General features: G+C 63.7%; 22 protein-coding genes and 1 pseudogene. 15 read left to right on the top strand and 8 right to left on the bottom strand.

What is annotated here, in order from left to right; all coding sequences use genetic code 11:
* Position 1: 1 nt before the first annotated feature.
* Positions 2 to 289: an SCP2 sterol-binding domain-containing protein gene (locus DDE20_RS06165; RefSeq protein ID WP_116557586.1), complete on the bottom strand. Its 288-nt coding sequence runs from the start codon at positions 287 to 289 to the stop codon at positions 2 to 4.
* 89 nt (positions 290 to 378) lie between these two features.
* Here DDE20_RS06165 and DDE20_RS06170 point away from each other — a divergent pair, with 89 nt between their 5' ends.
* From DDE20_RS06170 to DDE20_RS06235, 14 genes and pseudogenes are all read left to right on the top strand, one after another.
* Complete coding sequence (locus DDE20_RS06170) at positions 379 to 996, top strand: tetratricopeptide repeat protein (protein WP_240607865.1); 618 nt, start codon at positions 379 to 381, stop codon at positions 994 to 996.
* Positions 997 to 1,146: 150 nt separating this feature from the next.
* Positions 1,147 to 4,233, top strand: coding sequence for a helicase-related protein (locus DDE20_RS06175; RefSeq protein WP_116557871.1), 3,087 nt, complete (start codon positions 1,147 to 1,149; stop codon positions 4,231 to 4,233).
* Between the two features lie 55 nt (positions 4,234 to 4,288).
* A pseudogene (locus DDE20_RS06180) lies at positions 4,289 to 4,675 on the top strand (RNA-binding S4 domain-containing protein); the annotation flags it as partial.
* A 168-nt stretch (positions 4,676 to 4,843) separates the two neighbouring features.
* Positions 4,844 to 5,182 (top strand): ferredoxin FdxA, encoded by a 339-nt coding sequence (gene fdxA / locus DDE20_RS06185; protein ID WP_116557588.1) that lies wholly within the window; start codon positions 4,844 to 4,846, stop codon positions 5,180 to 5,182.
* 255 nt (positions 5,183 to 5,437) lie between these two features.
* The gene (locus DDE20_RS06190; RefSeq protein WP_116557589.1) at positions 5,438 to 5,947 is read left to right on the top strand and encodes a CarD family transcriptional regulator; all 510 of its coding nucleotides are present in this window, start codon (positions 5,438 to 5,440) and stop codon (positions 5,945 to 5,947) included.
* 185 nt (positions 5,948 to 6,132) lie between these two features.
* Positions 6,133 to 6,873, top strand: a complete 741-nt coding sequence (locus tag DDE20_RS06195) for a YebC/PmpR family DNA-binding transcriptional regulator (RefSeq protein ID WP_116557590.1) — start codon at positions 6,133 to 6,135, stop codon at positions 6,871 to 6,873.
* A gap of 163 nt (positions 6,874 to 7,036) precedes the next feature.
* On the top strand, positions 7,037 to 8,035 hold the full coding sequence (locus DDE20_RS06200) for an aldo/keto reductase (protein ID WP_116557591.1): 999 nt from the start codon (positions 7,037 to 7,039) through the stop codon (positions 8,033 to 8,035).
* Between the two features lie 262 nt (positions 8,036 to 8,297).
* On the top strand, positions 8,298 to 9,977 hold the full coding sequence (gene rpsA, locus DDE20_RS06205) for a 30S ribosomal protein S1 (protein WP_116557592.1): 1,680 nt from the start codon (positions 8,298 to 8,300) through the stop codon (positions 9,975 to 9,977).
* Positions 9,978 to 10,371: 394 nt separating this feature from the next.
* Positions 10,372 to 10,659, top strand: a complete 288-nt coding sequence (gene ihfB, locus DDE20_RS06210; RefSeq protein ID WP_116557593.1) for an integration host factor subunit beta — start codon at positions 10,372 to 10,374, stop codon at positions 10,657 to 10,659.
* Between the two features lie 10 nt (positions 10,660 to 10,669).
* Positions 10,670 to 11,038 carry a lipopolysaccharide assembly protein LapA domain-containing protein gene (locus DDE20_RS06215; RefSeq protein ID WP_116557594.1) on the top strand — a complete coding sequence of 123 codons (369 nt, stop codon included), beginning with the start codon at positions 10,670 to 10,672 and terminating at the stop codon, positions 11,036 to 11,038.
* On the top strand, positions 11,035 to 11,682 hold the full coding sequence (locus tag DDE20_RS06220; protein WP_116557595.1) for a phosphoribosylanthranilate isomerase: 648 nt from the start codon (positions 11,035 to 11,037) through the stop codon (positions 11,680 to 11,682). Before DDE20_RS06215 ends, DDE20_RS06220 begins: the two co-directional genes overlap by 4 nt.
* An 8-nt stretch (positions 11,683 to 11,690) precedes the next feature.
* Positions 11,691 to 12,026, top strand: a complete 336-nt coding sequence (locus tag DDE20_RS06225; RefSeq protein ID WP_116557596.1) for a hypothetical protein — start codon at positions 11,691 to 11,693, stop codon at positions 12,024 to 12,026.
* Positions 12,027 to 12,128: 102 nt separating this feature from the next.
* Positions 12,129 to 13,361 (top strand): tryptophan synthase subunit beta, encoded by a 1,233-nt coding sequence (gene trpB / locus DDE20_RS06230; protein WP_116557597.1) that lies wholly within the window; start codon positions 12,129 to 12,131, stop codon positions 13,359 to 13,361.
* A 304-nt stretch (positions 13,362 to 13,665) separates the two neighbouring features.
* Positions 13,666 to 14,007: a hypothetical protein gene (locus DDE20_RS06235; protein ID WP_116557598.1), complete on the top strand. Its 342-nt coding sequence runs from the start codon at positions 13,666 to 13,668 to the stop codon at positions 14,005 to 14,007.
* Positions 14,008 to 14,083: 76 nt separating this feature from the next.
* On the opposite strand, the gene DDE20_RS06240 is transcribed toward DDE20_RS06235, so the two are convergent.
* The 4 genes from DDE20_RS06240 to DDE20_RS06255 all read right to left on the bottom strand — a co-directional run bounded on the left by DDE20_RS06240 (position 14,084) and on the right by DDE20_RS06255 (position 16,420).
* Positions 14,084 to 14,479 (bottom strand): group III truncated hemoglobin, encoded by a 396-nt coding sequence (locus DDE20_RS06240; RefSeq protein WP_116557872.1) that lies wholly within the window; start codon positions 14,477 to 14,479, stop codon positions 14,084 to 14,086.
* Between the two features lie 88 nt (positions 14,480 to 14,567).
* Positions 14,568 to 14,960 carry a DUF2237 family protein gene (locus tag DDE20_RS06245; protein WP_240607866.1) on the bottom strand — a complete coding sequence of 131 codons (393 nt, stop codon included), beginning with the start codon at positions 14,958 to 14,960 and terminating at the stop codon, positions 14,568 to 14,570.
* A gap of 25 nt (positions 14,961 to 14,985) precedes the next feature.
* Positions 14,986 to 15,228 carry a CDGSH iron-sulfur domain-containing protein gene (locus DDE20_RS06250; protein ID WP_116557599.1) on the bottom strand — a complete coding sequence of 81 codons (243 nt, stop codon included), beginning with the start codon at positions 15,226 to 15,228 and terminating at the stop codon, positions 14,986 to 14,988.
* Positions 15,221 to 16,420, bottom strand: coding sequence for a serine hydrolase domain-containing protein (locus DDE20_RS06255; RefSeq protein ID WP_338066506.1), 1,200 nt, complete (start codon positions 16,418 to 16,420; stop codon positions 15,221 to 15,223). Before DDE20_RS06255 ends, DDE20_RS06250 begins: the two co-directional genes overlap by 8 nt.
* Before the next feature lie 143 nt (positions 16,421 to 16,563).
* Between DDE20_RS06255 and DDE20_RS06260 the strand changes: the two genes are divergently transcribed.
* Entirely contained in the window at positions 16,564 to 19,383 is a 2,820-nt protein-coding gene (locus DDE20_RS06260) for a [protein-PII] uridylyltransferase family protein (RefSeq protein WP_116557601.1), read from the top strand.
* Here DDE20_RS06260 and metA read toward each other — a convergent pair.
* The 3 genes from metA to DDE20_RS06275 all read right to left on the bottom strand — a co-directional run bounded on the left by metA (position 19,380) and on the right by DDE20_RS06275 (position 23,823).
* On the bottom strand, positions 19,380 to 20,312 hold the full coding sequence (metA, locus tag DDE20_RS06265; RefSeq protein WP_116557602.1) for a homoserine O-acetyltransferase MetA: 933 nt from the start codon (positions 20,310 to 20,312) through the stop codon (positions 19,380 to 19,382). The genes DDE20_RS06260 and metA overlap by 4 nt on opposite strands.
* An 82-nt stretch (positions 20,313 to 20,394) precedes the next feature.
* Complete coding sequence (locus DDE20_RS06270; RefSeq protein WP_116557603.1) at positions 20,395 to 21,267, bottom strand: ATPase; 873 nt, start codon at positions 21,265 to 21,267, stop codon at positions 20,395 to 20,397.
* Between the two features lie 54 nt (positions 21,268 to 21,321).
* A complete protein-coding gene (locus tag DDE20_RS06275; RefSeq protein WP_116557604.1) occupies positions 21,322 to 23,823 on the bottom strand; it encodes a penicillin acylase family protein in 2,502 nt (833 codons plus the stop codon).
* Positions 23,824 to 23,860: the final 37 nt, after the last annotated feature.

Below are 23,860 nucleotides of genomic sequence, written 5' to 3' on the forward strand. Positions count from 1 at the left end.
CTTAGCCCAGAACCGAGGCGAGTTTCATCGCCGAGCTCATCGAGCCGTCGATTTTCAGCTTGCCGGACATAAACGCCATCGTCGGGTTCACATCGCCGTTCATGATGCCCTCGAACGTCTCGGCCGAGGCGGTCAGCGTGACATCGGTCTCATCATCGCCTTCGCGCGCGCCGTCACCGTCGATCACCACCGAGCCCTCGCCCTCGATGACGAATTTGGCCGATCCATCTATGCCACCGGCGGTTTTGACGGCCAATGCTTCTACGGCCTTTTTGATAACGTCGCTCATGTCTGTTCTATCCTGATCGTGATGTTAAAATTTCCGGCCATGGAGGAGTTGCTCTCGCAATTTCTCAAGGCCACAGTATGATTGCAACTATGAAGCAGTCCTGCACGTTCCTCAATGCTCTCGTTGCGGCAAGTTTGACCTTTACGTCACTCTCGGCAGTGGCGGGGCCGGTGGTGGCGCAAGACCTGCCGCAAAGCCAGCAGGGGCAGGCGCAAGTGATGCCGGTTCAGGCGGTGCCGACCGAGGAATTGCTGCGCGAATTGGCGCGGCCCGATCAAGAGCGCTGGGTGCGGCTGGAGCGGCAGATCTTGCGGCGCTGGGCGCGCTCGGGCTCGGCGGCGATTGATTATCTCTATGGGCGCGGGCAGGCGGCGTTGCACACCGGACAGGCCGAGGATGCAATCGCCCATTTCAGTGCCGTGATCGACCATGATCCCGATTTCGCCGAAGGCTGGAACGGGCGCGCCACCGCCTATTTCATGATCAACCGGCTGGGCCAATCGCTGGCCGATATCGAACAGGTGCTGATCCGCAACCCGCAGCATTTCGGCGCGCTGGCCGGGCTTGGCATGATCCTTGAGCAGCTCGACCGCCCCGAAGAGGCGCGCGCTGCCTATCAGGCCTCGCTGGCGGTGCATCCGCATCAGACCTCGGTGCTGGATGCGGTGGCGCGGCTCGACCTTGCCACGGCGGGGGCGGCGCTTTAACAGTTCGGGCGAGTTTCACAGATCGGGCGTGGGTCATGGAGCGAACACGATCCGGCGGGGCTGCAGGCGCCCTCATGTCATGGCCGCAGGGATGCAAGCGGCGTCAGCCATCTTGCGGGCCATCTTAACGAGCAGAGCACGATCATGAACATGAGCAGTCAATCGCGGGTGACGGCGGTCCTGGGACCGACCAACACCGGCAAAACCCATTATGCCATCGAGCGCATGCTCAGCCATCGCACCGGCGTCATCGGCCTGCCGCTGCGGCTATTGGCGCGCGAGGTCTATGACCGGATTGTCGCCCTGCGCGGCCCCTCGGTGGTGGCGCTGGTCACCGGCGAGGAGCGGATTGTGCCGCCGCGCACCGCCTATTGGGTCTGCACCACCGAGGCGATGCCTTTGGAGATCGGCGCCGATTTCGTCGCCATCGACGAGATCCAGCTTTGCGCCGATCCCGACCGCGGGCATGTGTTCACCGAACGGCTGCTGCATGCGCGCGGGCTGCAGGAGACGCTGTTTCTGGGCTCGGACACAATGCGCGGGGCGATTGCCGATCTGGTGCCCAAGGCGCAATTCCTGCGCCGCGACCGGCTGTCGCAGCTATCTTATGCGGGATCAAAGAAACTGGCGCGGATGCCGGCGCGTTCGGCGATTGTGGCGTTCTCGGTCGAGAATGTTTACGCGATTGCCGAGTTGATCCGCCGCCAGAAGGGCGGTTGCGCGATTGTCATGGGCGCTTTGAGCCCGCGGACCCGCAACGCGCAGGTGGAACTCTATCAAAACGGCGATGTCGATTATCTGGTTGCCACCGATGCGATCGGCATGGGGCTGAACCTCGATATCAAACATGTCGCCTTTGCCGGCACCTCGAAATTTGACGGGCGGCGGATGCGGCCCTTGCTGCCCGATGAGTTGGCGCAGATCGCCGGACGCGCGGGGCGGCATGTGACCTCGGGCACCTTCGGGGTCACCGGCGAGGCGCGCGCTCTCTCGCCCGAAGTTGTGCAATCCATTGAAAACCATCTGTTTATGCCGGTGCGCAAGCTGCATTGGCGCAATGCCAAGCTGGAATTCGGCACTGCCGACCGGCTGATCTCGAGCCTTGAGGCGCAGACCAATGATCCTTGGTTAACGCGGGTGCGCGAGGCTGATGACCTGTTGGCGCTCAAATCCCTGACCGCAATGCCCGAGGTCACCGGCAAGCTGCGCGATGCCCGCGATGTGCGGCTGCTCTGGGATGTCTGCCGTGTGCCCGATTTTCGCGGCATCTCGCAGGCCGAACACGCCGAGCTATTGTCGCAGCTGTTTGACTTCCTCCATGGCGGCGGGAAAGTGCCGAGTGACTGGCTGGCGCGCAATATTTCGCAGATTGACCGCGTGCAGGGTGATATTGACACGCTGTCACGCAGACTGGCCTTTATCCGCACATGGACCTATGTCGCGCAACGAAGTGGGTGGGTCGATGACGAAAACCATTGGCGCGGGGAAACCCGCGCTGTAGAAGACCGGCTGTCAGATGCGTTGCACGAACGCCTGACAGCAGCATTTGTTGACCGGCGCACCTCTGTATTGATGCGCCGGTTGAACCAAAAGGAGAGCCTTGTGGCCGAGGTGAATGACAAGGGCGAAGTGACGGTTGAGGGCGAATTCATCGGCCGTCTCGAAGGATTCCGGTTCCGGCAGGATCAAACGACATCGAGCGAAGAGGCGCGGATTGTGCGTCAGGCCGCCGTTGCGGCGCTGGCGCCGGCGTTTCATCTGCGCGCGGACCGGTTTTACAATGCGCCTGATACGGAGATGGAATTCACCGAGCAGGGTGGCCTGATGTGGGGCACAGAGGCGATCGGCAAGCTGGTTGCCGGTCCTGATGCGCTGCGTCCGCAGGCGGTGGCCTTCGTTGATGACGAGGCCGGAGCCGAGGTTGCCGATAAGGTGCGCCGCCGGTTGCAGCATTTCATCGACCGCAAGGTGGCGGCGCTGTTCGAGCCTTTGCTGAACCTGCAGCGCGACGAGACCCTGAGCGGGTTGGCGCGGGGCTTTGCGTTTCAACTGGTCGAGGCGCTGGGCATCCTGCCGCGCGAGGCGGTGGCCGAGGACGTCAAGGCGCTGGATCAAGAGGCGCGCGGGCTCTTGCGCAAGCACGGTGTGCGCTTTGGCCAGTTCACCATCTTCCTGCCGGCGCTGTTGAAGCCCGCGCCGACGCGGCTGCGGCTGGTGCTTTGGTCGCTGATGAACGGGCTCGATACTTTCCCCGAAAGCCCGCCGCCGGGTCTGGTGACGATCCCCAATCTCGAGGATGTGCCGGCGCAGCATTACACGCTCTCGGGCTACCGTCCGGCAGGTGCGCGCGCGATCCGCATTGATATGCTCGAGCGGCTGGCCGATATGCTGCGCACCCGCGACACCCGCGCTGGCTTTGAGGCGGCGCCGGATATGCTGTCGATCACCGGCATGACGCTGGAGCAGTTCGCCGATCTGATGCAGGGGCTGGGCTATGCCGCCGAGCGCGGTGAGCGGGTCAAACAACGCCCGGCACCGAGCGTCGAGGCGACCGCCGAAGAGATCGCCGCGCAGGCGCAGGCCGAGGCCGATAAATCCGCAATTGTGGCGGATGAGGCGGCTGCGGATGAGCCAGCCAGCGAGCCTGCCAGTGAAGCGGGCGAGGCTGCGGAAGCTGCCCCCGAAGGGGAGGTGGTGACTGAAGTGGCCCCAGAAGTGGCGGAAGCGGCCCCCGAGGTCGAAGCCGAAACCGTGGTTGCCGAGGCACCCGCAGAAGCTCCTGCAGACGCAGCAAGCGAGGCTGAAGCGCCCGCCGCCGCTGAAGCCGCAGCACCCGCCGCCGAGGAGATGGAAGTCTTCTATACCTTCCGCTGGGCACCGCGTCCGCGCCACCGTGCGCGTGACGGGCAGGGCCGTGGTGGCCAGCGTCGGGGTGCCGCTCCGGCCGAGGGCGAGGCACAGGGCGAGCGTCCGCGCCGCGACGGCGAGCGTCGTGGCAAGCCGCAGGGCCGTGGCGATGGTGGCGGCAAACCGCAAGGCGAGCGCCAAGGTGATCGGCGCGGCAAGGGTGGCAAGCCCGGGCGCCGTGACACTGGTCGTGATGGTGGCCGCGATAACGCCCGCCAGCAGCCGCGCAAGTTCCAGTCCGGCCCCGACCGCAAGAAGGACCGGATTGATCCCGATAATCCCTTCGCCGCCGCCCTGATGGGGCTGCGCGATACGGTCAAGAAAGACTAAAGCGCAGACGCGGCGGCAGGGGGGACCTTGCCGCCGCTCTCGCCTCTATAGCGCTATGAGCGACAAGACCCCCTCCACCCCAGCAGCCGCACCGCAATCCGCCCCACAGGCCAGCGAGTCGATCCGCCTCGACAAATGGCTCTGGCATGCGCGGTTCTTCAAATCGCGCTCCTTGGCGGCGGCGGCGGTGCGCGGGCCCCTGCGGCTCAATGGCAATCCGGTCAGCAAGCCTGCGCAACCGGTGCGCGCCGGTGACACGCTGACTTTCACCCAGGGCGACCGTGTGCGCGTCATCCGCATCCTCGCCCCCGGCACCCGCCGTGGCCCCGCCCCCGAGGCGCAGGCGCTCTATCAAGACCTGCAACCCGAGGCACCAAAGCCCGACGCCGCCGCCCCGCAGGCGCGCCGTGGCGGACGTCCGACCGGCAAGGCGCGGCGCGATTTCGATGCCGCGGTTGATTCGGCGATGGGTCACGCCTCGGATACGGCCCCCGATGACACCCTCGATACCGGCTTTGATGCGGCGCGGGACCGCAGGGATGACACAGCGCCTTGATTGATTGCGCCGAGGGGGTTAAGTCCGAGCGGACAAACAAAGACGAGCCCCGCCATGACCTATGTCGTGATCGACAATTGCATTGCCTGCAAATACACCGACTGTGTCGAAGTATGCCCCGTAGACTGTTTCTATGAGGGCGAGAATATGTTGGTCATTCATCCCGATGAATGTATCGACTGCGGGGTCTGCGAGCCGGAATGCCCGGCCGATGCGATCCGCCCGGACACCGAGCCGGGGCTGGAAAGCTGGGTCGAGCTGAACCGCAAATATGCCGAGGTCTGGCCGGTGATCACCCAGCGTTCAGACCCGATGCCCGAGGCCGAAGAGCGCGACGGCGAGGCCGACAAACTGTCGAAATACTTCTCGGAAGCGCCGGGCGAGGGCAGCTAGGACCATAGGCGCGGCACCGCGCCGCGCAAAAGCGGCGAATCACGCCGCTGTGCAGCATATTGCGCGATTCGACCCTTTGATTCGGGTCGAATTTGTGCTATGTATTGTTTTATAACATTTATCTGCCCAGCATCTGCAGCGCTGCTCGCTGTGGGGTGCTTTTTTTCGGCAATGACGATCCGATGCGATGGGAGCATAGCCTCCCAGCGCAACGCTTGTCGCTGAAATTCCGGGCCCAACCGAGGATACGCCTGTATGAGCAAGAGCCGCAAAGCTGAGTTTCGTCCGAATGACTTTGTTGTCTACCCTGCTCATGGGGTGGGCAAGATTGTCTCCATCGAAGACCGCGAGATTGCCGGTATGGAGCTGGAGCTCTTTGTGATTTCCTTCGAAAAGGACAAGATGACGCTGCGGGTGCCGACCAATAAGGCGGTCGAAGTGGGCATGCGCGGGTTGTCCTCGCAGGACACGGTGACGCGGGCTCTGGCGACGCTCAAGGGCAAGGCGCGGGTAAAACGCGCGATGTGGTCGCGCCGCGCGCAGGAATACGAGCAGAAGATCAACTCGGGCGACCTGCTGATGATTGCCGAAGTGGTCCGCGACCTGCACCGCACCGACGACCAGCGCGAGCAAAGCTATTCCGAGCGCCAGCTTTATGAAGCCGCGCTCGAACGCCTGACCCGCGAAGTCGCTGCCGTCTCGGGCGTCGATGAAGCCAATGCGCAAAAGCAGGTCGGTGACGTGCTTGTGGCGCGCGCGGCCTGAGCCAGAGCCGCGATGCGTAACACCCTTGAAACCGCCCCGCTTATGCCGGGCGGTTTTTTTCTGCGCTGCTGCTCGGTCGCGCAAAAATAACGCCACGCAACCGCGCGTCGCGGCAGGGCCCGCCCCTTGCCAGCGCGCCGGTTGCTGTTTTATAGCCGAAATCTGAAAAACAACCGGAGACGACAATGGCAGGCCACTCGAAATGGGCAAATATTCAGCATCGCAAAGGCCGGCAGGACGCCGCGCGCTCGAAGCTGTTCTCGAAATTGTCCAAGGAGATCACGGTTGCCGCCAAGATGGGCGATCCCGATCCCGATAAGAACCCGCGCCTGCGGCTGGCGGTGAAAGAGGCGAAAGCGGTCTCGGTGCCGAAAGACGTGATCGACCGCGCGATCAAGAAATCGCAGGCCGGAGACGCCGAGAACTACGACGAAATCCGCTATGAGGGCTATGGGCCGGGCGGCGTCGCGGTGATTGTCGAGGCGATGACCGACAACCGCAACCGCACCGCGTCGAATGTGCGCTCGACCTTCACCAAATGCGGCGGCAATCTGGGCGAGACCGGCTCGGTGGGCTTTATGTTCGACCGCATGGGGCAGATCGTCTATCCGGCCAGCGCCGGTGATGAAGACACGGTGATGGATGCGGCGATCATGGCCGGTGCCTCGGATGTGGAAAGCTCGGACGACGGGCATGTGATCTGGACCGATTTCGAGGACCTCGCGGATGTGTCCTCGGCGCTGGAGGAGGCGCTGGGCGACTCGCTGTCGACGAAACTGGTGTGGAAGCCGCAGACCACCACGGAATTGGATCTTGAGGGTATGCAAAAGCTGATGAAGCTGTTGGATGCGCTGGAAGACGATGACGATGTGCAATCGGTGACGGCGAATTTCGAGGCCTCGGATGAGGTCATGGACCAGTTGTAAGTAAATTGCCGGGCTGCGCCCGACACGATGTGATGCCGCTGTGGCGGCATCGGTTCAGGGAGGGGGCTTTGCGCCCCCTCTTTGCTTCGCAAATTCACCCCCGCAGGATATTTAGGGCATAAAGTGGCGGCCGGGCGGGGCGCGTATTGATCTGGAGGGATCTATGAAGACACGGAGATTGGGGAAACACGGACCGGAGGTGTCGGCGCTGGGCTACGGGGCGATGTCGTTTTCGGATTTCTACGGGCCGACCAGCGAGGCCGCCTCGCATGCGCTGCTGGATCTGATGCTGGAGGCGGGGGTTACCCATCTCGATACCTCGAATGTCTATGGCAGCGGGCGGTCCGAGCGGTGGATCGGCAGTTATCTCAAGGCCCGACCGGCGGCGCGGGAGCGGTTTGTGCTGGCGACCAAGGCGGGGATTTCGCAGGACGCCTCGGGCGCGCGCAAGCTCGACAATTCCGCCGCGCATCTGGAGGCGGAGCTGGACGCCAGTCTCATGCGCATGGGCGTTGATCATGTGGATCTGTTTTATGTTCACCGCCGCGAGGCCGCGCGGCCGATTGAAGAGGTGACCGAGGTCTTGGCGCGGCTGCAGGCCAAGGGCAAGACCCGCGCCATCGGCTATTCCGAGATCGCGCCCGCCTCCCTGCGCCGTGCCGCTGCGGTGCATCATATCGACGCGGTGCAATCGGAGTATTCCCTGCAAACCCGCGCGCCGGAACTGGGGTTGGTGCAGACCTGCGCGGAACTGGGCACGGCTTTGGTGGCGTTTTCGCCGGTGGGGCGGTCGATGTTGACCGACCGGCCGTTGCGGGTGGGCGATGTGGAGCGGGTGCCCTTTCTCAAGGTCAATCCGCGGTTTGCGCCTGAAAACCATGTCGCCAATCTGGCGATCACCGACCGCTTCCGGCAGCTTGCCGCCGAGATGGGCGTGCCCGCCGCGGCGCTGGCGATTGCCTGGCTCTTGGCGCAGGGCGAGCATATCCTGCCGATCCCCGGCACCCGTGATCCGCAGCATCTGCGCGAGGCGATCCAGGGCGCGGAACTGGTGCTCGGGCCCGAGGATCTGGCGCGGATCGAGGCGGTACTGCCGGTCGGCTGGGCCCATGGCGACCGTTATGATCCGGTGCAATGGATCGGGCCCGAGCGCTATTGCTAGGGCGTGCGCGGCGGGACTAAGCGGGGCATATCGCTCGCTGCAGGGCGAACCCCGCGTGCAGCCTGCGAAAAAAGGGCTCTGCGCTTGCTTGCGGTGGCAAATCGCGATACAGACCGCCCATCCCGAGGCGGGGCTGCCGTGGCTCAGAGTGATTCTGCGCCCATGCGGCCCTTTTCGTAATGGACAGTAAAAGTCCGGGAACAGTCAAAGACCGGCGGAACCAACCGCATGGCCAGTAAAACAACCACGAAGGAACTTTTGAATGAGCGCTAACGCTACAATGGAAGAATTCGAGGCTCTACTCGCAGAGTCTTTTGAAATCGACACCCCGGTTGAGGGATCTGTCGTTAAAGGCAAGGTCATCGCCATCGAGGCCGGCCAAGCCATCATCGACGTCGGCTATAAAATGGAAGGCCGCGTTGATCTGAAAGAATTCGCCAACCCAGGCGAAGCCCCCGAAGTGGCGGTCGGCGACGAGGTGGAAGTCTACCTCGAGCGCGTCGAAAACGCCCGCGGCGAAGCCGTTGTGAGCCGTGAAAAGGCCCGCCGCGAAGCTGCATGGGACCGTCTGGAGAAGGCCTACGAAGACGAAGAGCGTGTCGAAGGCGCGATCTTTGGTCGCGTCAAAGGCGGCTTTACCGTCGATCTGGGCGGCGCTGTGGCGTTCTTGCCCGGCAGCCAAGTTGACGTCCGTCCGGTGCGTGATGCCGGCCCGCTGATGGGTCTCAAGCAGCCGTTCCAGATCCTGAAAATGGATCGTCGTCGTGGCAACATCGTGGTCTCGCGCCGCGCCATCCTCGAAGAAAGCCGCGCCGAACAGCGCGCCGAGGTGATCAGCCGTCTGGCCGAAGGTCAGGTGCTGGAAGGCGTGGTCAAGAACATCACCGAATACGGTGCGTTTGTTGACCTCGGCGGTGTTGACGGGCTTCTGCACGTCACCGATATGGCATGGCGCCGCATCAACCACCCCTCCGAGGTGCTCTCGATCGGTCAGACCCTGAATGTTCAGGTGATCAAGATCAACAAAGAGACCCACCGCATCAGCCTAGGCATCAAGCAGCTGCAGGCCGATCCGTGGGATGCCGTCGAAGGCAGCTACCCCTTGGGTTCGGTCCACAAGGGCCGCGTGACCAATATCACCGACTACGGCGCATTCGTCGAGCTGGAGCCGGGCGTCGAAGGTCTGGTTCACGTCTCGGAAATGTCCTGGACCAAGAAGAACGTGCACCCGGGCAAGATCGTGTCCACCTCGCAAGAGGTTGAGGTCATGGTTCTGGAAATCGACAGCGCCAAGCGCCGCGTGTCTCTGGGCCTCAAGCAGACCCAGCGCAACCCGTGGGAAGTCTTTGCCGAGTCGTTCCCCGCCGGTGCCACCATCGAGGGTGAAGTCAAGAACATCACCGAATTCGGTCTGTTCATCGGTCTCGAAGGCGATATCGACGGCATGGTTCACCTGTCCGACCTGTCGTGGGACCAGCGCGGCGAAGACGCGATCCAGAACTACCGCAAAGGCGATGTGGTTCAGGCCGCAGTTCTCGAAGTCGACGTCGAGCGCGAGCGTATCTCGCTCTCGGTCAAGGCTCTGGGCGAAGACAGCTTCTCCGAGGCTGTTGACGGCGTGAAGCGTGGCTCGATCATTACAGTTGAGGTCACCGCGATCGAAGACGGCGGCATCGAGGCCGAGTATAACGGTATGAAGTCCTTCATCCGTCGCTCGGATCTGGCCCGTGACCGTGCCGACCAGCGCCCCGAGCGCTTTGGCGTTGGTGACAAGGTCGACGTCCGCGTCACCTCGGTCGACAGCAAGAGCCGTCGCTTGGGTCTGTCGATCAAGGCGCGCGAGATCGCCGAAGAGAAAGAAGCCGTGCAGCAGTATGGTTCCTCGGATGCCGGCGCTTCGCTGGGCGACATCCTGGGTGCCGCGCTGAACAAAGGCGACTGATCCTAAGACCAAGGCGCCCCCATCCGTCAGGGGTGGGGGCGCTTTTTCACCTCCGCCGGTCTGCGAATTGCAAAACCCGCGCGCCAGATGCCGCTTTTGGCGCCGCGCCTTGCAGCCACCGGGCCCCGCCAGATCGCATCGCTGCGGGTTTGTGCTGATTCGGCTCGCCTGCATGACGCGCGCGTCGCCCGTGCTGCGCCCGTGCCGTACCTGTGCTTTGCCCGTGCTTTCGCTTACCCCGACAGGCAGGTTTGTGCCGCCAGTGAGCTGCAAACCCACGGATTCGTGCGGTTTTCATTGTGCGTCAAAACTTTTTGCCTATAGTCGGTGGGACAATCAACCGGCCACAGAAGCCGCAATTATCGCAGAAACTGCGCCACCTTGGGGGGAGGCCATGATCCGTTCGGAACTGATTCAAAAGCTCGCTGAAGACAATCCACATCTCTATCAGCGCGACGTTGAGCGTATTGTCAGCACGTTCTTCGATGAGATTGTCGAAGCCCTGTCGCGTGGCGAACGTGTCGAGTTGCGCGGATTTGGCGCCTTCTCGGTCAAGCGTCGCGATGCCAGAACCGGCCGCAACCCGCGCACCGGCGAGACCGTCGAAGTCGAAGAAAAATGCGTCCCGTTCTTCAAGACCGGCAAGCTGCTGCGTGACCGGTTGAACGGGCTGGAAGACTGAACTGACGTTTATGAAATACCTTCGCTATGCATTCCTGGCTGTGGTCCTGTTGCTTTGCGTCACGCTGGCGCTGGCCAACCGTGCGCCGGTGACGCTGGCGCTCTGGCCGGATACGGTCAGCGCCTTTCTCGGCTTTGGCTATTCGCTGACCCTGCCGCTGTTCGTGATCGTCGGCGGCGCCGCCGGGATCGGGCTGGTGCTGGGGCTGGTCTGGGAATGGCTGCGCGAGCGTGGCAACCGCACCGAGGCGGCGAAATTGCGCCGTGAGAACAGCCAGCTGCGCGCCGAGGCCCCGCGGGCTCCGGCAGCGGATACAGCGCGCACGAAGCCGCGCGACCAAGTGCTGGCGATCCTTGACGACAGTGACGGCGCGCGATGAGCGAGCCGGGCATTCAGGTCAAGATCTGCGGTCTGACCAAGCCGCAGGATATGGAAGCCGTCGCCGCTGCGGGCGCCAGCTATGCCGGTCTGAATTTCTTTCCCAAATCGCCACGCTATGTTTCCGGCGCGCTGGCCCGCGAGATCTCGCTGGCCGCACCCGTCGGATTGGCGCGGGTGGGGCTGTTCGTCAATGCCGATGACGCGCAACTCGACGCGGTGCTGGCCGAGGTTCCTTTGGATTTCCTGCAGTTACACGGTGCCGAGACGCCCGAGCGTATCGAGGAGATCCGCGCCCGCTACGGCTTGCCGCTGATCAAGGCGGTTGGCGTGGCGGATGCCGAGGATGTCTCGAAACTCTCGGATTACGCACGCCACGCCGATATGCTGCTGGTCGATGCGAAACCGCCCAAGAATGCCGAATTGCCCGGCGGCAACGGGCTGACCTTTGACTGGCGGTTGATCGCCGGTCGGCGCTGGTCGGTGCCGTGGATGCTGGCCGGTGGGCTGACCCCGGATAATGTGGCGGAGGCGGTCAAACTGACCGGCGCGCGGATGGTCGATGTCGCCTCGGGCGTCGAAAGCGCACCGGGGGTCAAAGACCCCGAGATGATCGCCCGTTTCACCGCTGCGGCGCAGGGCTGAGGCAGGGCATGGGGCTGATCAGCAAAACCGTGTTCTACGCGGCCATCGCCGGTGCGGGCGCGGCTTTTGCCACCAAACCCTCGATTGACGAGGTGCGGCTTCTGTTCCAACAGCGGCTGGCCACGCAGATCGAGGATGGCTCGATCGTCAATGCCGATGACAGCGCCACACAGGCACTGCTCGCCGCATGCCAGATCTCGCCGGCAAACTGCGCGCGGCTGTTGGAGGGGGCAGTGTCGATGGAATACAGCGACTATCTGCTGGCCGCCGTGGTCGATGCCCGCACACCCGGGTTTGAGCCGCGCCAATGCCTTGCCGCCTTTGACCGGCTGTTCTGCCGGTAACGCCGATCTTCCCCCGCCAGAACGCCTGAACCGGCGCAGAGTTCTTGCCCTTAGGCGCTCTGCGTTCTAGGACAGGGCAAACCAGATGCGGGGGCAGAACAGATGGCCGAAGACCTTATCAATTCCTTCATGGGCGGCCCGGACGAGAACGGCCGGTTCGGCCTGCACGGCGGGCGTTTTGTCTCTGAAACGCTGATGCCGCTGATCCTCGATCTTGAGGCCGAATACGAGAACGCCAAGACCGACGACAGCTTCTGGGCCGAGATGGATGATCTCTGGACCCATTATGTCGGTCGCCCGTCGCCGCTCTATTACGCCGAGCGGATGACGCAGGAGCTGGGCGGCGCGAAAATCTACCTCAAGCGCGACGAGCTGAACCACACCGGCGCGCATAAGATCAACAACGTGCTGGGCCAGATCATTCTGGCACGCCGCATGGGCAAGACCCGGATCATCGCCGAGACCGGCGCCGGTCAGCACGGGGTCGCCACGGCCACAGTCTGCGCCAAATTCGGGCTGAAATGCGTGGTCTATATGGGCGCGCATGATGTCGAGCGGCAGGCGCCCAACGTCTTTCGCATGCGTCTCTTGGGCGCCGAAGTGGTGCCGGTGACCTCGGGCCGCGGCACGCTGAAGGACGCGATGAACGACGCGCTGCGCGACTGGGTGACCAATGTCCGCGACACCTTCTATTGCATCGGCACGGTTGCGGGCCCGCATCCCTATCCGGCGATGGTGCGTGATTTCCAGTCGATCATCGGCAAGGAAGTTCGCACACAACTCGCCGCGCAAGAGGGCGAGGGGCGGCTGCCCGACACGGTGATCGCCGCCATCGGTGGCGGCTCAAATGCGATGGGCCTGTTCTACCCGTTCCTTGACGACGAATCGGTGCGCATCATCGGCGTTGAGGCCGGTGGCAAGGGCGTCGATGAGACCATGCAGCACTGCGCCAGCCTCTCGGGCGGGCGCCCCGGCGTGCTGCACGGCAACCGCACCTATCTCTTGCAAGACGGCGACGGGCAGATCCTTGAGGGCTATTCGATCTCGGCGGGTCTTGACTACCCGGGCATCGGGCCTGAGCATTCGTGGCTGCATGACATTGGCCGCGCCGAATACGTCAGCATCACCGACGCCGAGGCGCTGGCGGCATTCCAGCTCTCGTGCAATCTCGAGGGGATCATTCCCGCGCTCGAGCCCAGCCACGCGCTCGGCCATGTGATCAAAATCGCCCCCGATCTGCCAAGCGACCATATCATCGTGATGAATATGTGCGGCCGCGGCGATAAGGACATTTTCACCGTCGCCAAACACCTTGGCTTTGACATGAAAATCTAACGGCAGGGCGGCGCGAGCCCGCCCTTATTCCCCCGCGCGCGGTCTGGTGATCACGCGCGGGGTCACGCGGCGGCGTCATCACGTTTATTTGCGCAAGAATATTTCAGCCATGTAAGTAGTTGAAGTTAAACGATTTATTGACGAACTGCCTCACGTATCCTCCGCTAAGCGCCGCAAAACCGGCCCGAGCGCGTGGAACTTAACCGCAGTCGTCACGTTCTCTCATCAATGGGGCGCACCACCGCGCTTCGCGACACCCAACGCCCTTTGGTGTCTGATGAAAAAACTGAGAGGACGACCTATTATGACCTTCAACCGTATGACCGCCGCCGCCGTTTTTGCCGCTTCGATGAGCCTGATTCCGGCAACCGGTGCCTTGGCAGAATCGCACGGCCAGAACCAGCGCGCCGAGCAAAACGCCCCGATTGACAGCGCCATGGCCGAGTTTCAGGCCTGCCTCGAGAGCCGCGTCAACACCAGCGACGGCGAGAACCTGCGCAGCGAGTCGAATGATCTGGTGACTATCGAAGACACCATGGGCTGCACGACCGTGTTTCAAAGCATGAACACCGGTGGTCTGACCCAGTCCGAGGTCAATGACGGCGAGACCCTGCGCTCGGATCAGAACGAGATCGAGACCGACTAATCTGCGCCACATCGGATGCAGCACACGGGCCAGAGCTTATCTCTGGCCCGTCGTCTTTTGTCCTCAACCTGCTGCTTCAGACCAGACGCGGTGGCCCGTCCGTGGCGCTATCGACCAGACCATAGCGCAGACCGGCGCCGATACGGTGGGCGAGGGCGGACCATGCGGCGGCGGAGGCCTCGGGCAGGCTCTGCGCCAGCACCTCGTCAAACAGCGCCAGCCATGGCTCGAACATGCCGGGCCGCACATTCCCTGCCTGTTTATGCACCATCATCGGATTGCCGTCATACTGGCGCTCGAACATGATCGCATTGCGCCAGAAGGCGGCGATTTTCGCCTCATGCTCGGGCCAGTCGGTGACATGGCTGGCGAAGACCGGACCCAGCACCGGATGGATGCGGATCCGCGCGTAGAAGGCGGCGACCACAGCGTCGATCTGGGCGGCGGTGACGGGGAAACGGGGCTCTATCATCGGGATAAACTGCGCCAGCAACAGCCCCCGTGCAAGCGCGCAAATTGCCGCGCCTGACCCCCGCAGCCCCGCCCGTAACCGGCGAAAATCACTCCAGCGCGTGCATCTGCAGCACCTCAAGCGGCACCACATCCAGCGTGCGCTCATGGGTCGCTTCCAGCCGGATACGCGGCGCCGCCCCCTCGTCATGGGCCTGCAGGAACCGCTCGGCGCAGAGGCACCATTGATCGCCGGGTTTGAGACCGGCAAAGCCGAATTCGGGGCGCGGCGTGCTCAGGTCATTGCCCAGATATTTCGACATCGCCAGAAATTCGGCGGTCATCACCGCGCAGACCGTATGGATCCCCCGATCCCCCGGTCCGGTGTCGCAGCAGCCGTTGCGAAAGTAGCCGGTGAGCGGGTCATGCGAGCAGGGGTGCAGGGCGGCGCCAAGCACATTGACCGAGGCCGCTTTGATCGGATCGCCGGGAAGAGGGGGCATTGGGGGCTCCTGTCTTGTCGTTGGATTACAATGTCTTATGCGTGCCATCACAGAGCGGCGGCGTGCCGCAATGCTTGCAGCCGCAAAAGAACACGCGCTTGCTCTCGCTGGCGGTATAGCGCAATGGCACCAGACCGCTACCCTTATGCGAGCCATCGCAAAACGGCTGCTTGGCCGAGCGCCCGCACGCGCACCACATATAGGATTTTCCGGCCTCGACCGCGGTCGGATAGGGCGCTTTCTGAGCGATGATCGGGGCCTCACTCATCGCTGAGCGCCGCATCTGTTGCGGGTGCAGGTTGCAGGGTCTCGGCCAGCCGCGCGAGGCTGCGGAACATCTCGATATGACCGTCGAGCACCCCATCGGCGCGGAACGCGCGGTCGGCGCTATTCACCGCGATCACCACATCGCGGGCGCGGTCGATCCAGATGAACTGCCCGTAGACACCGCGGGCATAGACCTCGCCCGCCTCGGCACCCTCGGGCAGCCACCATTGATAGCCGTAACCGACCCCGCCCGGCGCGCTGGCCACGGTCGATTCCGCGATCCAATCGGCGGGCACCAATTGCTGGCCATCCCACATCCCGTTCTGCGCCACCAATTGCCCGATCCGCGCATAATCCCGCGTCGTCAGGTTCAGCCCGCCCAGCACAAAGGCGACGCCATCGCCATCGGTGACATAGAAGGGATCACGCCGCAGGCCCATCGGCGCAAACAGCTTCTCTTCGACCAGCTCGGGGATCGTGCGACCGGTGGCGCCGCGGATCACCATGCTCAACACATGGGTGTCAATCGAGACATATTGCCAATCCGCCCCCGGATCGCCGCGGCGCGCCGATTGGCCAGCGGCAAACCCGTCCATCGAGCCGCCCAGCGCCAGCACCCGCCCCATGCGGTTGATATCGGACCAGAAGTCGAAATAATCTTCATTGAACGCCACGCCCGAGGCCATCTGCAAGACGTTGCGGATGCTCGCCCCGTCATAGGCCGATCCGCGCAATTCCGGTGCAAATTCCGTCACTTGCGCATCAAGGTCAGGGATCACCCCCTCGCCGTGCAACTGCCCCAGCAACAAGGACAGCACGCTTTTCGCCACCGACCACGACATCCGCAGATCGTCCTGCTCGGTGCCCTGATAATAGCCCTCCATAAGCAACTGCCCGTCGCCCAGCACCACCAATCCGGTGATCGCATTCTCCGCCACCCAGCTATCGATATCGAGCGGTTCGGCCACCTCGGCGAAACCCTGCATATCGCCCTCGGGCAGGGGGGTGGCGCTGCCGCCATCCATCGCACGGGTGTGGAATAGCGTCTCCATCGACGAGAAATTCGCGGTGATCTTCTCGGCGTCAAACAGGCTGTTGACCGCCATCAAACGGGTCAGATCCTCGCGTTTCCAGATGCCGAGCGCGGCGAGGACCACGATCAGCGCGGCGAGGGTGATTCCAATTCGTTTCAACCATTTGCGCATCCCGCACCCCTGTCATCTTGTGGATTTTGGACAGTCTCGCATGTGGCGGCGCAAACGCAAGGGTGATCCTAAAGTCAGGCGGCGGCGGGCTGCTGCGTTGACCTTTCGCCGCCAAGCGTGACAATCGCCCCATGACAGATTTTGCCAGCCGACTCACCCGCGCGCCGCTTGCCTATGATCCTGACGCCGGTGCCGAGGCCGAGGCGCGGTTTGCCGATCAACCGCCTGAATTGCGCGCGGTTCTGGCCGGTGCGGCGGGGTGCAGCCCGTTCCTGAAATCCTTGATGGGGATCGAGCCGGAGTGGCTGCGCGAGACCCTCGCGCAATCCCCCGAGGCCGCTTTGGAGGCGGAACTCGCCGCGCTGACCCCCGCGCCCCCCGCGGAGACCGGCTCGATGCTGCGGCGCGCGAAACGGCGGATCGCGCTGTTGGCGGCGCTGGCGGATCTGGGCGGGGTTTGGACGCTTGAGGAGGTCACGCTGGCCCTGACCCGCCTTGCCGATACCGCCGTTCAGCGCGCGCTGGCCAGCCATCTCGCCGAGGAAATTCGCCGCGGAAAAATCCCCGATGCGCAGCAAGGCGATGAGGAGCGCGGCGCTGGAATGGTGGCCTTTGCGATGGGCAAAATGGGCGCCTATGAGCTGAATTATTCCTCGGATATCGACCTGATCTGCCTGTTTGACGACAGCCAGTTTGAGGCCGGTGCCTGCCATGAGGCGCGGCAAGCCTTCATCCGCGCGACCCGCAAGACGGCGGCGCTGCTCAATGACCACACCGGCGAGGGCTATGTGTTTCGCACCGATCTGCGGCTGCGCCCCGACGGTTCGGTGACGCCGGTCTGCCTGTCGATGGAGGCCGCCGAGCGTTACTATGAAAGCCTTGGCCGCACATGGGAGCGCGCGGCATGGATCAAGGCCCGCCCCTGCGCCGGGGATCTGGCGGCGGGGGCGCGGTTTCTTGAGACATTGCGCCCCTTTGTCTGGCGGCGGCATCTCGATTACGCGGCGATCCAGGACGCCCATGACATGCGTGTGCGCATTCGGGATCACAAAGGGCTGGGCGGGGCTTTGGCGCTGGCCGGTCATGACATGAAACTGGGCCAAGGCGGCATCCGCGAGATCGAGTTTTTCACCCAGACGCGGCAGTTGATCTCGGGCGGGCGCGACCCTGAATTGCGGCTGCGCGGCACCGTCGAGGGGCTGGCGGCATTGGCGGCGCAGGGCTGGATACCGGCGCCACAGGCCGCCGAGTTGACCGCGCATTACCGCGCTCACCGCGAAGTCGAACACCGGCTGCAGATGATCAATGACGCGCAGACCCATATCCTGCCCGGCACGCCCGAGGGCTTTGCGCGGCTGGCCTGTTTCATGGGGCAATCCGACGCCGCCGCATGGCAGCAAGACCTGCTGGAACGCTTGGCGGCGGTGCAGAGCCTGACCGAGGAATTCTTTGCCCCCGGTTCCCCCGCCGGACCCGACACCGAGGCGCCGGAGCTGAGCGAGCATCAAGAGGCGATTGTCAGCGGCTGGCGCTCTTATCCCGCGATGCGGTCCTCGCGCGCGCAGGAGATTTTCAAACGCCTGCAGCCCGAGTTGATGTCGCGTCTGTTGAAGGCGCCGCTGCCCGACGAGGCGGTGATCGGCTTTGATCGTTTTCTCTCGGGCCTGCCCGCCGGTGTGCAGTTGTTTTCCCTCTTCGAGGCCAATCCGACGCTGATTGACCTGCTGATTGACGTGCTGACCACCGCACCCGAACTCGGCGAATATCTGGCCCGCAACTCGGGCGTGTTTGATGCGGTGATCGGCGGGGATTTCTTTGCCGATTGGCCGCAAAAAGAGGTGCTTGCGCAGGATCTGGCCGAGCGGTTGGCGGCGTCTGCCGATTATGAACACGCGCTTGATGCGCTGCGCGCGTGGCATAAGGAATGGCATTTTCGCATCGGCGTGCATCATCTGCGCGGCTTGATCGACGGGGTCGAGGCGGCCACGCAATACGCGCAACTCGCCGATACGGTGCTGACCGCGATCTGGCCCTTGGTCGCGGCGGAATTTGCCCGCAAACACGGGGCGGCGCCGGGGCGCGGGGCGGTGGTGCTGGGCATGGGGTCACTGGGCGCGGGGCGGCTGAATGCGGCCTCGGATCTGGATCTGATCGTGATTTATGACGCAGCGGGGCAGGAGGGCTCGGAGGGCAAACGCCCGCTCGCCGCGCGGCCCTATTACGCGCGTTTGACGCAGGCTTTGGTCACCGCCTTGTCGGCGCCGATGGCGCAGGGGCGGCTTTATGAGGTTGATATGCGGCTGCGGCCCTCGGGGCGGCAAGGGCCGGTGGCGACCGCGATCAAAGCGTTTGAGGCCTACCAGCGCGACGAGGCCTGGACATGGGAGCATCTGGCGCTGACCCGCGCTCGCGCGGTCGCCGGATCAGCGGAATTGGGCGCTGAGGTGGAGGCGTTTCGAGGCGAATTGCTGGCGCAGAAATCCAAGGGCGAGGGCGTGGCGCAGGCGGTGGCCGAGATGCGCGCGCGGCTGCAAGCCGCCAAGCCTGCGCGCGGGGCGCTGGATGCCAAAGACGGCGCCGGTCGCTTGCAAGACATTGAACTCATGGCGCAAATGCTGGCGCTGCAAGCCGCCGCTCCGGCCCGCAAGATCGAGGCGCAGCTCCTCGCCGGGCGCCGCGCGGGGCTGATCGAGAAAGAGGACGAGCAGATTTTGCTGGGGGCCTACCGGCTACTCTGGCGGGTGCAATGCGCACAGCGGCTGCTGGGCGACCGCGTGACCGATGCCGAACGGCTCGGCGACGGGGCGCAGGCGTTCTTGCTGCGCGAAACCGGCGCCGAGACCCTTGATGCGCTGACCGCAGAGCTGCGCGACGTCACCGCGCAGGCCGCGCAGGTGATCAACGCGGCCCTGCCCGTATCAAGCGGCGGCGCGGGTGACACCGCCGGTTAGTCGTCGCGCGCCGCGAGGCCGATCTCGTCCATATTATAGGGCGTGCTTTGGTAAATCTCGTTGATCCAATTGCCATACAAGAGATGCGCGTGACTGCGCCAGCGGTTGGTCGGCACGCGCGAGGGATCATCCTCGGGGTAGTAATTCACCGGCACATTGATCGTCTTACCGGCGGCAATATCGCGGTCGTATTCTTCTTTCAGCGTGCCGCTATCATATTCAAAATGATTGAAAATATAGAGCGCGCGGTGGGCGGGATCCTTGATCAGCGCGGGGCCGACCTCGGCGGAGCCCAGCAACGTCTCCAGCCCCTCGGTGGCATCGACCTCCTCTTGGCGGATCTCGGTCCAGCGGCTGACCGGGATCAGCACATCATCCGAAAACCCGCGCAGGAACGGCGAGGCGGGGGCAAGGTTCTGGTGCCGGAAACAGCCGAAGGCCTTACGCTCCAGCGGGTGTTTGCGCACCCCGTGGAAATAATTGATCATCGCCATGCCACCCCAGCAGACGCCAAAGGTCGATTGCACGTTGGTCTGGGTCCAGTCAAACACCTCGCGCAGCTCATCCCAATAGGTCACCTGATCAAAGGGCAGATGCTCGATCGGCGCGCCGGTGATCAGCAATCCGTCGAATTTCTCATGTTTAACCTCTTGGAAGGATTGGTAAAACTCTTCCATATGCTCGGCGGCGGTGTTGCGGGTCTCATGTTCGGTCATGCGGATCAGGCGAAAGTCGATCTGCAAGGGCGTCGCCCCGATCAGCCGCGCGAACTGGTTCTCGGTCTGGATCTTTTTCGGCATCAGGTTCAGCAGCCCGATCTTCAGCGGGCGGATGTCCTGCCGCGCGGCGCGGGTGTCGGACATCACGTTGACGCCCTCGGCAGAGAGTACATCATATGCGGGCAGGGTGGCGGGCAGGGTAATCGGCATAACAGGTCCTTAACGCAGGGGATGGGACCACCGGCGGTCAAACAGACGCGGAGACATATAAGCAGGCAGGATCAGCGGAGGATCAGGCGGCTTCTTCGGCGCGACGGTTCAAGGCTTCGGCAATCAGCGCGTTGAAATCATCGGGGGAATTGACCTTGGCCATCTCGGTGGCGCAGACCTTCAACCCCCATTTCGCCGCCATCGCCGCATAGCGCGGCTGGCGGTGGGCCAAGGCGCGGGCATAGGTCCAGCGCACAAAGGCATCAGGGTCAACGGCGCTTGGCATTCGCCCGCTTTCATTCAGGTAGGTCTGCCATGCATCGAGCAGGAAATCGGGCCGGTAATACATCGGCTTTGGCGCGCGATCAAAGCGGCGGATCAACTCGGCGGTGTGATCCTCCGAGCCTTCGATCCAGACCAGCAGCAGATGCCGCGACAGCACGCTGAGCACCGGATCGACCGGATAATCAGGGTTCACCACCTCGGCGATCGAGCCGGAAGTGTCGCAGACGAAATTCTCATAGCCGTAAAGATCCGACGCACGGTCGATAAACCGCGGCGTATCCAAGAGCGCGGCCACCTCGGCCTCGCGGTGTTCGGCCTGACGGCGGCGATATTCCTCAATCGGCAGGCCGCCTTTGGCCGGATCACCCGGTTTGCCCAGATAGGCCGAGAGGGGGGCGAGATTGTCAAAGGTGATATTCGAGGTGATATGCACCGAATCCGAGAGCAGCAACTCGCGCAGCAGCGGCACTTTCATCGCCTCGCGCTTGAAATTATCCGCAATCGCCTCGCCCATATAGCGGGTGCCGATGCGGTAATCGACCGAGTAATGAAACCAGCCGCCCTCACGCAGCAGCGACGAGGTGCGGGTTTTGCCCAAGCCTGACATGCCAAACAGCAGCACGCTTTTCTGCGGGGCGCGCGTCCATTCGGCGGCAGTTTCGTAGATCATTCTTCAACTCGCATCTGGGTCGTTTCCGGGTCTGATGAGGGGAATATGCGCCCCTCAGCGCTGTGGTTCAAGGCGTGTGATCCCGACACCGCCGGCGCGCGCCAGATCGGGGTCCAGCGTCATCGGGATATACTCGCCGCGCCGCCACAATACGCCGAGATCATCGTAATGATGGCTCAACGGGTGGCCCGACTGGCCGGTCGAGACGATGAACACGCTGCTTTCGGGATCGGCCATATCATAGACCCCGCGATACCCCGCGCCGTGGATATTCAAAAACGGCTGTGGCGCGCCCGGAGGGCCACCGCGCGTCAGCCCGCGCATCAGCGTATTATCGCCGCCGCTGGTCGACTGGCGGATGTTCACAAACAGCCCCAGCACCGGCACTTCGCCCAGCACCGGATGGTCATGGGTCGCCTGATGCGCCTCGCCCCAGCGCCAGCTTTCAATCGCCGGTCCGAAATCCTGCGTCAGGCCGAGCAGAGCCTCATCCAGCGAGGCGCGGGCGATATCGACGCAGGTCTCGATCACCGCCGATTGCACCACATCGCACCATTCCCCCGCGCCATCGGTGTTCGAAAACACCCGCTCGATGAAATCGGGCAGCATATGCGAGAACATCTCGATCTGCGGGCCCAACTCATCGCGGGTCAGGCGGAACTGCAACTCGCGCATCCATGCCGCGTAGATCAGGGGTTCCGGCAGATGCTCGTTCATCTCGCCGTTCCAATCGGCCAAGAGTTGCAGCGCGATCTGGCGTTGCGCCTGCGCGCTGCCCGGCTCGGGGGCGGCGTCCTGAAACCACAGTTCGGCCCCGACCAGCGGCAGAAGCGTGCGCGCGGCTTGGCTGACGGTATCAAGCTGCGCTTCGATAAAGCTCTCGCGGGTGTGGACCGAGCGTTGCCGCATCAGCCGCACCCAGCGCTGGATGCGGGTCGTATCGCCCCAGTCAAAGCTGACATGCAGCGGAAAGGGCCGGTCGAGGGGTTTGTTGTTGGTATTGCCCAGAAGCCCGGTCTGCGGGTCGATGAACTGCGGGTTCGAGGCATAGGGAAAGACCCCCTGCCAGCGTGCATCCGCGTCATAGCCGGGCGCGGGCATGCGGCCCTGCGTCGGGTGGTCGGCGCTGCGCCGCGGCATCTGCCCGATCACCTGCATCGCGATATGATTGCGGTCGATCAACATCAGGTTCTGCGCGGGCGCGACAAAAGCCTCGCCCGCCGCGATCGCCTCTTGCACCGAGCCCGCGCGGTTGAGCGCCACCGCCGCGCTGATCGAGGTATCCTCAGCCGAGAGCGCCGTCCACGACAGCGCCGCGACATGGCCGGGCGGGGTCACCGAGGCCAATGAGTAATGGCTGCCCGGCAGGATCGGCCCGTTCGCCGACCAGCGCGTGGTGATCGTCACCGGATCGGCATCGGCTACATGGATGATCGAGCGGCGGGTGTCGAATTCCGCCCAGCCGTCCGGCGTGCGGTAGCGCTGGGTGTTGTCGGTGCTCAACTCCTCAAAGAACAGGTCTTGATCGTCCAGATAGGCGGTGGTCAGCCCCCATGCCAGCCGCTCGGAGCGCCCGACCATCACCGCCGGCACGCCGGGAATGGTGCCGCCGGTCACCGCGCCGCTGCTCAGATCGAGCCGCGCCAGATACCAGATCGCGGGCGCCGAGAACCCCAGATGCGGGTCATTGGCCAAAAGCGTGCCACCATTCGCCGAGCGTGTCGGACCGGCAGCAAAGGCGTTCGACGCCCCCGCGGTTTCCGTCGAGTTGAACGGCGACAGCGACCCACCGCGCAATTCACCCGGCAGGCGGAACGGCATCGCAAGTTGCGTCTGCCATTGCGTCTCGCTCACGCCGGGGAACAGGCTGGCGAAATCGGGCAGGGACGACAGCCCGTCACCACCCTCAATCGGCATCAGGTCATTGGTGCGGGTCTCGCCGATCAGCGTCGACAGCCGCGCCCGCTGCACCTCGTTTTCCAGATGGCCGGACATCTGCACCGCCATCAGCTTGAGGATCGCGATACTATCGGCGGGCTGCCAGAGACCCACTTCGCTGGGAAACAGGAAATACTCGGGCGCCCCGCGCCCCATCGCGCGGTCATTGACCAGCGTGATCCAGGCATTGACCCCGCGCGCATAGGCGTCCAGCGCGCTCAGCGTCTGCGGATCCTGCGCCGCGACCGAGCTTTGCGACAGCCCGTAAATGTCAAACCGCCGCATCAATTCATCGGTGCGCAGGGTGCGCTCGCCGAACACCTCGCTCAGACGCCCCTGCGCGGTGCGCCGCAACAGGGTCATCTGCCACAGCCGGTCCTGCGCATGGGCAAACCCGAGGCCAAAGTAGACATCCGCGTCGCTCTCGCCGAAAATATGCGGCACCGCATGGGTATTGCGAGCAATTTCAACGGTGTCGCCAATGCCGCGCACCCGCCAACTGGCGTCATAGTCGGGCAAGGATCGCGACAGGAAGTAATAGACACCGATCGTGGTGGCCAGAAACAGCACCACCAGAGCAGTGGCGATGCGCAGCAACCAGCGAAACAGGGAGAGCATGGGTTCGGGCCTCGTCGTGTTGACCTTGGGGTGTGCA

This window comes from Pararhodobacter oceanensis (assembly GCF_003076755.1).
Taxonomy (GTDB): Bacteria; Pseudomonadota; Alphaproteobacteria; order Rhodobacterales; family Rhodobacteraceae; genus Pararhodobacter; species Pararhodobacter oceanensis.